14 protein-coding genes are annotated in these 10,642 nt (G+C 41.3%); 12 read left to right on the forward strand and 2 right to left on the reverse strand.

What is annotated here, in order from left to right; translation table 11 throughout:
• Positions 1-198 precede the first annotated feature (198 nt).
• Positions 199-414, reverse strand: coding sequence for an alpha/beta-type small acid-soluble spore protein (locus tag AC1DSE_RS22020; protein WP_339208485.1), 216 nt, complete (start codon positions 412-414; stop codon positions 199-201).
• 181 nt (positions 415-595) lie between these two features.
• Between AC1DSE_RS22020 and AC1DSE_RS22025 the strand changes: the two genes are divergently transcribed.
• The 10 genes from AC1DSE_RS22025 (at position 596) to AC1DSE_RS22070 (ending at position 7,234) form a co-directional block, all read left to right on the forward strand.
• Positions 596-1,144, forward strand: coding sequence for a GNAT family N-acetyltransferase (locus AC1DSE_RS22025; RefSeq protein ID WP_477512624.1), 549 nt, complete (start codon positions 596-598; stop codon positions 1,142-1,144).
• A gap of 147 nt (positions 1,145-1,291) precedes the next feature.
• Positions 1,292-2,011 carry an MORN repeat-containing protein gene (locus AC1DSE_RS22030; RefSeq protein WP_441882043.1) on the forward strand — a complete coding sequence of 240 codons (720 nt, stop codon included), beginning with the start codon at positions 1,292-1,294 and terminating at the stop codon, positions 2,009-2,011.
• Positions 2,012-2,191: 180 nt separating this feature from the next.
• Positions 2,192-2,458: a hypothetical protein gene (locus tag AC1DSE_RS22035; RefSeq protein ID WP_441882046.1), complete on the forward strand. Its 267-nt coding sequence runs from the start codon at positions 2,192-2,194 to the stop codon at positions 2,456-2,458.
• Between the two features lie 190 nt (positions 2,459-2,648).
• The gene (locus AC1DSE_RS22040; RefSeq protein ID WP_441882049.1) at positions 2,649-3,266 is read left to right on the forward strand and encodes a cyclase family protein; all 618 of its coding nucleotides are present in this window, start codon (positions 2,649-2,651) and stop codon (positions 3,264-3,266) included.
• Positions 3,267-3,329: 63 nt separating this feature from the next.
• Entirely contained in the window at positions 3,330-4,019 is a 690-nt protein-coding gene (locus AC1DSE_RS22045; protein ID WP_477528187.1) for a metal-dependent hydrolase, read from the forward strand.
• Positions 4,016-4,270: a hypothetical protein gene (locus tag AC1DSE_RS22050; protein ID WP_477512625.1), complete on the forward strand. Its 255-nt coding sequence runs from the start codon at positions 4,016-4,018 to the stop codon at positions 4,268-4,270. Before AC1DSE_RS22045 ends, AC1DSE_RS22050 begins: the two co-directional genes overlap by 4 nt.
• A 221-nt stretch (positions 4,271-4,491) precedes the next feature.
• A complete protein-coding gene (locus tag AC1DSE_RS22055) occupies positions 4,492-5,370 on the forward strand; it encodes a TolB family protein (protein ID WP_477512626.1) in 879 nt (292 codons plus the stop codon).
• A gap of 212 nt (positions 5,371-5,582) precedes the next feature.
• Complete coding sequence (locus tag AC1DSE_RS22060) at positions 5,583-5,843, forward strand: hypothetical protein (RefSeq protein ID WP_076270117.1); 261 nt, start codon at positions 5,583-5,585, stop codon at positions 5,841-5,843.
• 134 nt (positions 5,844-5,977) lie between these two features.
• Positions 5,978-6,178, forward strand: a complete 201-nt coding sequence (locus AC1DSE_RS22065) for a hypothetical protein (RefSeq protein WP_477512627.1) — start codon at positions 5,978-5,980, stop codon at positions 6,176-6,178.
• 636 nt (positions 6,179-6,814) lie between these two features.
• Complete coding sequence (locus AC1DSE_RS22070; RefSeq protein WP_477512628.1) at positions 6,815-7,234, forward strand: GreA/GreB family elongation factor; 420 nt, start codon at positions 6,815-6,817, stop codon at positions 7,232-7,234.
• 71 nt (positions 7,235-7,305) lie between these two features.
• On the opposite strand, the gene arfA is transcribed toward AC1DSE_RS22070, so the two are convergent.
• A complete protein-coding gene (gene arfA / locus AC1DSE_RS22075; RefSeq protein ID WP_477512629.1) occupies positions 7,306-8,817 on the reverse strand; it encodes an arabinosylfuranosidase ArfA in 1,512 nt (503 codons plus the stop codon).
• Positions 8,818-8,976: 159 nt separating this feature from the next.
• Between arfA and AC1DSE_RS22080 the strand changes: the two genes are divergently transcribed.
• Both AC1DSE_RS22080 and AC1DSE_RS22085 read left to right on the forward strand, forming a co-directional pair.
• On the forward strand, positions 8,977-9,879 hold the full coding sequence (locus AC1DSE_RS22080; protein ID WP_441882064.1) for an ArsR/SmtB family transcription factor: 903 nt from the start codon (positions 8,977-8,979) through the stop codon (positions 9,877-9,879).
• A 51-nt stretch (positions 9,880-9,930) separates the two neighbouring features.
• A partial coding sequence (locus AC1DSE_RS22085; RefSeq protein ID WP_477528188.1) for a response regulator occupies positions 9,931-10,642 on the forward strand: 712 nt, incomplete at its 3' end.

Here is a 10,642-nt window from a genome sequence, read left to right on the forward strand (position 1 = left end):
CATTAATGTTTACTAGAGATTCAAAATAGCAAAGTTGAATTTTTCTGTTATGAATGAGAAAATCCTCTTTGACGAAGTCTGAGCTTTCTTCGAAATATTGGTTTACTTGATCATATAAGTTCATGGATAATGGTTGATTCATGGTTTACCACCCCGTAGTTAAGGCCCTCCACAAAGCGGAGGGCCTTTGGCTGTTGTTTAGAAGTTGCGTTGACCTAATTGTTGTTCAGCAATTTGGACGAGCTTCTTCGTAATATATCCACCGATTGAGCCTGCATCACGAGTCGATAAATTACCGTTATAACCATCTTGCGAGAACTGTACACCTAATTGCTGTGCTGCCTCTGTTTTCATTTGAGAAATGGCTTGTCTTGCTTGCGGTACGACTAAAGTATTCGAACTTCTTCTGCTCATGTTTTATCACTCCTTCATGGGATGTAAGGTTATTATGGTTTGTAAATTGTAAATGTATGCAAGTTTAAAAACAGATTTTTCGAAAAAATTACAATGCTTATAAAGATGAGTATAATGAGTATTGCATTGATGCGGAAAATGGCATTTCATACACAAATAAAAAGCTTAGGAGTGATGGTTTGTGAAAGGTGAGAAAATATATCTGTCTCCATTAGAAATAAAGGATACCGAAGAGCTGCTTGCAATTAGACAAAGGAATTTTCATTTTTTTCAGCCATTTGAGCCTATAAGGCCAGAGCATTATTTTACGGTCGATGAACAGAAAAAAATGATTGAATCAAGCCTGCAAGCTGCGGCTAATGATCAAGGTTTTGTGTTTGGCGTGTTTCTTAACGAGTCGAATAAGCTTATAGGGAGAATCGAATTATCAGGCATCGCGCGAGGCCCTTTTCAAAATGCGTATCTGGGTTACTTCCTTGATCAAGAGCATAACGGCAAAGGTTATGCGACTGAAGCTGTATCATTATGTGTCCATTTTGCGTTTGATCAAATCGGCTTGCATCGTATTCAAGCTGGAGTCATGCCAAGAAACTTGCCATCGGTTCGAGTCCTTACGAAAGCTGGCTTTAGATACGAAGGACTTTCCACTAAATATTTGAAAATTAATGGCGTTTGGGAAGACCATGCGATTTATGCGATTATAACTGAGGATAGGGATGCTGCTCAGTAGAAATCCATCAAATAAAATGGGATTAAAAAGAGAAAATGATCCGCTTAGCCGAACATCATTTTTGGGAAATGTTTCAAATTCGCATAGGGTGTGTATTAGCCTAATAGAATGAATTTAAACAAACAAAGAATGGGGTAGTGATGTTCAATGAAAAAAATGTGTTCACTTATGCTAAGTTTGTTTCTGGTAGTCGTTGTTTTTGCAGGAACAAGTGGAGGAACCACCGCAGAAGCCGCTGTCAAAAAAGAGTATCTTGAAATTTCAAAAAACGTCGTATATTACGGACAATTGAAAAACGGCAAACCGCATGGAAAGGGAACAATGTCCTGGTACCAAACAAAAACGTATTCAGGTGATTGGGTGGACGGCAAACGAAGCGGGCTTGGTAAATTTGTGAGCAGATCTACAAGCGAAGGCACAGAAATTACATACGATGGCGCTTGGAAAAACGATATTAAATCAGGCAATGGTTCATTGAATACGAAGATTATCCGCTCGGATGGCAGTGTACAATCTCATAAGATCCAATTCGGTCAGTTTACGAATGACAAATTCACAGCAGGATATTCCGTATTGCATGTGAAAGATGAGCCAGCATATAGCTTTAACTACAAAGATGCAACGATGAATCTTCAAGTGATCGGTACGAATGTGAAGATGAAGGAAGCATGGAAAAATGGTACTTTCTCAACCATTCAGTTCATGAAGGGCAAAGTGATGAAGCATTACGCTGTCGCATTCAACGAAAACCCTTCTTTGGTAAAACAGAACAAAGCGACACTTAAATATTTACAAGGCATTCAATCACAAGTAAACACGCATTTGATTAAGTTTGAAAGCTTAGCTAAGCGGGTGCCTTTGGCTTAATGCATAATAGATTTTAAGCGGATGGCTCCTTATTTGAAGGGGCCATCCTTTTTTTAATCTTCCTTCACGTTTGTCAAGTACTACAGAAACATGGTACTAGGTGGATGGTGAGGTGTTGTGTATAGTTAATTTATCCATACAACGCGTGGAAAAGGTACTTCAGGAGGGTGAATAGTTGCTGTGAATACGACATTAATAAGAAATGGTGAGCTGCAATGGAAAGCATCCATCCTGAAGCAGCATGAAACATATGCCTATCAAGCGGCTTATTATTTGCTTGAAGATGAGTTCCTTGCAGCCAAAGCAGCGATGGATACACTTGCAGCATTGATTCGTGATGAAGCTTTTTTTGTTAAGGAAGCCGTGCTTCAGCAGAAGCAATTGAAACAATTGGTTATGAAAATATCGCTGGGCATTAAAGCTTCACACCTGCAAACTTCAATTTAACCAAATAACAATAAACCTCAAACTTATGCTTCACTCTCCTCGTTACTTGATCTAAATCAAATCAATTCTACGCCAAGTCCATTTTGGTTTTTTTCTCTCCCTGCCGTTAAAGCTCATTTTCGTAATCAACTCTGATATGATATAGTTTTTATGTAAGATAAAGACAATTCATGCAGGAGGATGTGGCAGTATGATCATAGACTTGACGCATATGATTCATGACGGAATGCCGGTATTTCCGGGGCACATAGAGACGACTCTGGTGCAAAGCAGTCATTTTCAAAGTGATGGGTACAATAACCACCAATTATCGATTAATATGCATGCAGGCACTCATATCGACGGCCCGATGCACTTATTGGACATTCAGAAATATATGACAGAAACCTCAGTCGAGCAATTTGTTGGAGATGGCGTGCTGCTGGATGTAACTGGAGCTGCAGTAGTCGATTACAAAGAAGAGTACGAAACACGTATTCATGAGGGACAGATCGTTATTTTACATACTGGGCACGGCGATTTTTATGGGAAACCTTATTATTTCAGCGATTATCCGGCTTTGACCGCCGATTTTGTTGATTTGCTTATTCGAAAAAAGGTGAAAATGATCGGTTTAGATACACCTTCGCCTGACCGCTATCCTTTTTCCATTCATAAAAGCTTGTTTGGCAGCAATATTTTTATTATAGAAAATTTAGCGAATGTGAAGCGGCTGATTGGCATTCAAGCCTTTGAAATTATAGCACTGCCGCTCCTTATTCAAGCGGACTCATCCATAGCACGAGTGATCGCACGCGTAAAAGAATAACGATATAATGAGACGTAAAGCAAGCCCAAGCTTTCAACTAAAACGAAGGAGGATGATGTTTTTATGGATATTATTTATCATGGACACTCTTGTATTCAATTGATCGCGGGGGATAAATCGCTTATTATCGATCCCTTTCTGAGAGGCAATCCGCTTGCCACTACGAAAGCGGAGGAGATAAAGACGGATGCCGTACTCCTCACTCATGCTCATATGGACCATATTTTAGATGCGGATCAGATTGCATTAAACAATGATGCTCCTGTTGTGGCGAACCCGGAGCTCGCGGCTTATATGTCATGGAAGGGTGTAAAAACGATCGGCATGAACATTGGCGGAACGTTAGATTTGGGATTTGCCAAAGCTAAAATGGTACAAGCGTTCCATTCCTCAGGGATCGTTGTCGAAGAGGACAAAACCATTTTGTACGGTGGCATGCCTGCCGGTTACATTGTAAATATGGAACAACTAAATGTTCTTCATACAGGTGATACCKCATTATTTGGCGATATGAAAATGATTGGTGACCGTCATTCGATCGATATCGCTTTTATTCCGATTGGCGATCATTATACGATGGGGATAGATGATGCGCTGCAAGCAGCAATATGGTATAACGCGAAGCTGGTTGTACCTGTTCATTACAATACTTTTCCTGTCATTCGCCAAGAGGCTGAAAGCTTCGTGCAGCAGCTGCAAGACAGAGGGATTAACGGAAAAGTTCTGAAACCAGGCGAGAAAATGACGGTATGACTAGGCATGTCATTTACATTGTCACATGTGTTCTTATAATCGTAATGTCAGTCGGTTTACTTTGGTACGCGCTATGGGATGCGAGTCAGCCCAAAACCGGACCTGTTGGCAACGGCGTTCATATGCCTACTTTCCAAGACTTATGGCCGATATACAGTATGATGGCAATGGGTGTTTTGAATTTGCTTGTGGCCATTATGCGTTATTTGGAATATAAGAAGACACAAGTGAAAGATGATGTAATGAAATAAGGCGTTTGAGAGTAAAAAGGATTGACAGCGATTTCACGTTTTGTGTATGATGTACCTGTTAACGCGTGTTCATAATGATCAAAACAACATAGAATTAAGTCCTATTTAAGAAATAGGATTTATTTTTTAATATGTATAAACACGTGTTCACGAATGAGGTGCCGTGATACAAGTGAATGCAGATTTTAGAAATTATACTTATATAAGGCGGTAGATATGAGATGGAAGCTGCACAAGAATCCCGAAATAATGAAGAGCGCACATTAGTCAGCATGCTTGAAAAGATCGATGTGAAAACTGGCGAACGCAAAGTTTTGGCTGAATTTAATCATTTAATTGAAGCGCCAAACTGGACCAAAGACGGCAACCATCTTATTTATAACAGCGGAGGTTTGCTCTACACCTTTGAGCTAGCAACTGGGGAAAGCAAGCTGATCGAGTCGGGGTATGCCAATCATTGCAACAATGATCATGTTTTATCACCTGACAATACGCAATTAGCGGTAAGCCATCACACGCAGGAGGATGGAAAATCACGAATTTATATATTTTCATTATCTGAAGGTTTGCCTGCCCTAATTACACCGTTAGCGCCAAGCTATTTGCACGGCTGGTCTCCTGACGGCGCCTCGCTCGCTTACTGTGCAGAAAGGAATGGTCAGTACAACATTTATACGATACCGGCTCACGGCGGGATTGAAGCACAGCTGACCGATACGTCTGGTCTGGATGATGGACCGGAATATTCGCCGGACGGCCTACATATTTGGTTCAATTCGACAAGAACTGGCTTGATGCAAGTATGGCGCATGAACGTTGATGGAAGCGAGCAGACTCAAATGACATTTGATGAGAGCAATAATTGGTTTCCACATGTGTCTCCCGATGGTGAATCCGTTGCTTATATTACTTACCGCAAGGGTGATGTTGAGCCGAACGATCATCCTGCCAATAAAGATGTTGAAATTCGTCTAATGCCAAGCAAAGGCGGACCACATGCTGTCATTGCTGAATTATTTGGCGGTCAGGGCACAATCAATGTGAACTCTTGGTCGCCGGATAGCCGCGAGCTCGCTTTTGTTAGCTATAAATTTATATAATTATTTTTGTTTGAAGGAGCGAATCCATACATCATTTAGAACGAATATATGCTTATAGTAGCATGACAATATTCCTGCTCTTCTCACTAACCGTGAAGGAGCGGGATTTTTGTTGTGAAATATTTTTTTTCGACTTCTTACTTCGACAACGTTTTATTATTCATGAAGCTATACTAAACAGGTGCTATTTTATTGACAGCGGAGGGTTGCTCATGACTAATTCGAATTTCAGAAAGCGGATAGTTTGGTTCATTAACAGTGAGAGCGAACGAGTGTTAAGTAATTTGAAGAGCGGGGCAGTTAATAAAGAGAATGCTTTAGGAAGCTTTAATACGCTGTATCAGATCGCTTCATCAACAAGAGATACGGATACGATGGTAAGCTTGTGCGAAATGATCGACAAGGTAAGAGAATCGAATCATCGATCTGGATTATTTCATTTTACTGAGATGCGCAAAGGATCATTTTATTGACTCTATATCGTTTTCATAGGCGATTTCAAAGAAAAGAGACCGATTCCGGTCTTTTTTTGTTGATTCAATTATTTCCTGCGGGGTAAGTATTGTTTAAGAATAATCATACAACGAAGCTGAAGGGAGCACTGAGCATGAATAAACCTACTAAAAAGCTTAATAAATTGCTTTTGATAACGATGATGAGTATAGTTGTTATTTTTACCGCTTCCGCTTGCAATAATGATAAGGATGTTGACAATAATGGCAACAGCAACGTGATTGAAGACGGCGCCAATAACACCCCTGATACGACGGATGATGCCATAACAAACGATGATGCTACAACACCTTAAATACGCATTTCTATGTAAAAGTGAACAAAGTGAGAGCCTCTGAAAGAAGGCTCTCTTTGTCTTTCAACTATTTTTTTGATTTTTTCTTTTTTGCTCTCGAAATATAGGATCTCTCGCTTTTATGGCGTTTATGCGAACGGTTTGATCTGTTTTCTTGTTCGCCACCTACTTGATTTTCATCAACATAGCAGTATTGATAAAGGTGTTTTTCACAAGGAACACAGTGATGACGTGTAACAACGTTTACTTGGTGAACTACCTCTATGATTTGTGGATGGAAAACATCTCTGGTAACCGTTACTGGAGGATCATATACCCGGACTGTCGGACAAAATGGTCTGCAAGACAATATTGTCAGCTCCTTTCCTAGTAGTCTTCTATACAATATGAAACTCCCTTATACAATGCTTGTGCTACTGCCTTGCGAGACAAATGAGGATAGAGAAGCGCTAGGTTAATTCAATGGTTCGATCAAATAAAACTAGAGATTGGACTTCTGATTGAAGTCTGATAATATGGGAGCAAGGCCTCTACTCTTAGAGGCCTATATTTTTATAAGGAGGAAGCAGCAAATGATGCGAATCATCGTCCAAACCTTGCCGCTGCGCAATACGTCTTTAGGGGGTGAAGTATACTATGAACCATAGTCTTCCCTTAAATACCCTTAGAGATCAACTAAGGCTTCAGCTCGTAGTTTTGGGAGAAGAGAAGCAAGCTTTTCTTGATGCGCATGCGCCCAAACAGGAGTCAGAGCGTAAGCAAATCTATCAATTTATTACCGAATATGTACAGTTTGTCGAGAAAGAGCTGAAATCATCGGATGAGCGATTGCCATCAACCGTATTTATAGGCTGCGAGGTTACCATTTCTTATTTGGATGACGCTACCTCAGATACGTTCAAAATTGTTTATCCCCATGACGCAGATCCGGAGCAGAATAACATTTCGTTCCTCTCTCCTGTCGGAAGACAGCTGCTGATGAGCCGCATAGAAGATATTATATCGGTTGAGACGCCAGCTGGAGCTATGCGAATGCGAATGCTTCATATTCAATAGAACTAGAAAAAAACCGCTGAAGCTATAGCTTCAGCGGTTTTTTAGTATATTTTCTATTCTGAGAGGCTTAATTAACCTCTGTTAGTTTGAAGTCTGATCACGTTCCAAGATGCTTTACCGAGCATCGCTTTAACGTTTCCATGATCAGCTTTGGCAGTGCCGCGGTTATGAGGTACGACGTTGCTTGGGTTCGTTTTCGTATTATTTGCTTTCAAGTCATCATGCTCCAGAACGATATGCTCGATAATGCTTACATCGCCGAAGCTGCGCACATCTACATCAAGCTCAAGTCCTTCGGATAAATGACGATTGACGGCGAAAATAGTAATTTCACCTAGTTCCTCATTGAAAACGCTGATTGCTTCTAAATAAGGAACGTCAGTGAAATCCTTGGAATCGTATTTTGGTGATGAAATAATCGGATGAAGCACGGTTCCTCTTCCATAAACGGAAGCGTGAAGATAAGGATAATAGGTCGTTTGCAGCCATAATGGCCCGCCGGTCTCTGTCATTATTGGGGCGATGACATTAATCAACTGAGCGATACATGCCATTTTTACGCGGTCCGCGTGTTTGAGCAGCGTAATCAGGAAACAGCCTACAGCCAGTGCATCCTCAAGTGTATACACATCCTCGAATTCAGGTGGAGCTACTTGCCAAAGCTCTTCTGCTCGGCTTGAGCCTATCGAGTTCCATACATTCCACTCATCAAGCGAGAGCATCAGCTTTTTCTTGCTCCGTTTCTTTGCCTTCATATAATCGCAAATGGCTGTTACGCTGTAAATGAACTGATCCATATCAAGCGATTTTGCCAAGAAGTTGGAGGAATCGTTTTCGTTATTGTTGTAATACGTATGAAGCGATAGGAAGTCCACTTGATCATAGGTAAGGTCAAGCACGGTTGCTTCCCACTCCGCGAAAGTGCTCATGCCGCTAGATGAGCTGCCACAAGCAACAAGCTTGATGGATGGATCGACCCAGCGCATTGCTTTGGCCGTTTCATTCGCAAGTCTTCCATATTCCACAGCAGTTTTTGCCCCGATTTGCCAAGGTCCGTCCATCTCATTCCCTAAGCACCAGGTTTTAAATTTATGAGGCTCTTTATAGCCATGTGAAATGCGAAGATCGCTGTAGTAAGACCCTGATGGATGGTTACAATATTCAACAAGGTTTCTAGCCGCATCAATGCCGCGTGTTCCAAGATTTACAGCCATCATCACTTCTGAGCCGACAAGCTTCGCCCAATCTGCAAATTCGTTTGTTCCTACTTCATTCGTTTCTGTTGTCCACCATGCAAGATCAAGAAGACGTTTGCGCTCGGATTTAGGCCCGACGCCATCCTCCCAATTATAGCCGGATACAAAATTTCCTCCTGGATAACGTATAATTGGCACATTCAAAGAGCGAATGGCCTCCAATGCATCGCCGCGGAAGCCGTTTTCATCTGCGGTAGGATGGCCGGGCTCGTAAATTCCCCCATATACCGCTCTGCCTAAGTGCTCAATGAATGATCCATAGAGCCGTGGGTCGACTGCGGAAAGTGTGAAGTTTTTATCAATATGCATGGTAGATTTCATAGACATGAATAATTTTCCTCCTAGTTGAATTAATGTATTAACTAATTCATATTTGTTGATTTAATATCTAATATTTATCATAATAAATAAATACATTCAATACGATTGTTGTGAATTGCTTTAGGATTAACTAAATTACTAATTGTAAAAGCGGGTGAGTTTCACATGTATTTATCAACCGATGCAGCGTCGCTGCGTGTATACGAAGCGCTTGCGAGCGAAGTGCGCTTGCAAATTATTGATTTGCTGAACAACAAAGAGATGCATATAAAGGAGCTTGCTGCAGAGTTGTATTTGAGCAGCGCAATTGTAAGCACCCATGTCAACAAGCTGCAAAATGCCGGCCTCGTTAGTTATAGAATGCGCAGAATAAATGGAGGCACTTATAAATATTGCTCCTTGTCGGCAGAGTATCTCCAAGTTAAACTGTCTAAATATGCAGAGAGTTCTAGAAAATATAAGGAAGTGTCCATGCCGGTTGGACATTATACGGATATTGAAGCTGCTCCGACCTGCGGCATTGCATCGACGGAGAAGATGATCGGGCATTATGACATGCCCACTTATTTTATGGATCCTGAGCGTGTTCAAGCAGGGATTTTATGGTTCACTAGAGGTTTTGTTGAATACAAAATTCCTAATTATTTATTTAAGGATCAGGTCGTACAGGAAATTGAAATATCATTTGAAATTGGATCAGAGGCACCCTATGTCAATGAGAATTGGCCGTCAGATATTCAATTTACTCTGAATGAGCAAAAGCTTGGCATGTGGACGAGTCCTGGCGACTTCGGCCGGATGAGAGGCCGTTATTCACCAGATTGGTGGCATTCTGACGTTAATCAGTATGGCTTATTAAAGGTGCTTCGAATAAATAAAAAAGGTTCCTTTATCGATGGTCAGCAAATTTCTGATATGACGATTGATGATGTATCATGGAATCGTTCGCAGTGGACATTCCGCATAAGGGCGGATGATACGTCGCATGGCCGCGGCGGTCTCACCCTTTATGGAAAAGGGTTCGGGAATTATGACCAAGATATTGTTATTCGCAGCTATTATGAATGATTGCCTTCTTATTTGATAGAAAAAAATGACGGGGATGGCGGAGGTTTACGAATGGAAATTTCATGTCGTGTTGTTATTGTAGATGACGAACTATTAGTCAGGCAGGGAATTAAGCATCTGTTAAATTGGGAGCAGGAGGGCTTCCAGATTGTAGGAGAGGCATCAAATGGAAAAGAGGCGCTTGAGCTGATCGAGCGCGTCGAGCCTCATATTGTGATCACTGATATCGTTATGCCAGTTATGGGCGGAGAAGAGTTAACTCGTGCAATAAAGGCAAGATATCCAGAGATTGAAGTCATCATATTGAGCAGTTATGGTGAGTTTGATTATGTGAGATCGACCTTTCAAAGCGGCGTAGTTGACTATATTTTAAAACCTAAGCTTGAAGCTATTCAGCTATTAGACACGGTGAAACGAACGGCGCAAAAAATTCCGTCTCTGAAGCTAGTGGAATCAACTAACGAGGCTTTATCCATTAAACATATTGTAGAGAAGCTAATATCCGGTTACGAGATCGATGTGGATGACCACGTCCTTGCAGAAGCATTTCCTCATAACAGCTATCGGCTGATTGGGGCAGATTTGAAGTCTCTGAACAGCATGAGCAGGGAAAGATATGATGATTCCTATTGGCTCGACAAAATGAAAGCGGTACTCAGCAGCGAATGTCCGCAGGCGGTTTATTTTGCACTGCCGGTAGAACCTAATATGGCAGCTCTACTCGTCAATATGGATCAAAGCGAGCAGCATAGCTTGGTAAGAG

It is taken from the genome of Paenibacillus sp. 01L418, assembly GCF_056400045.1.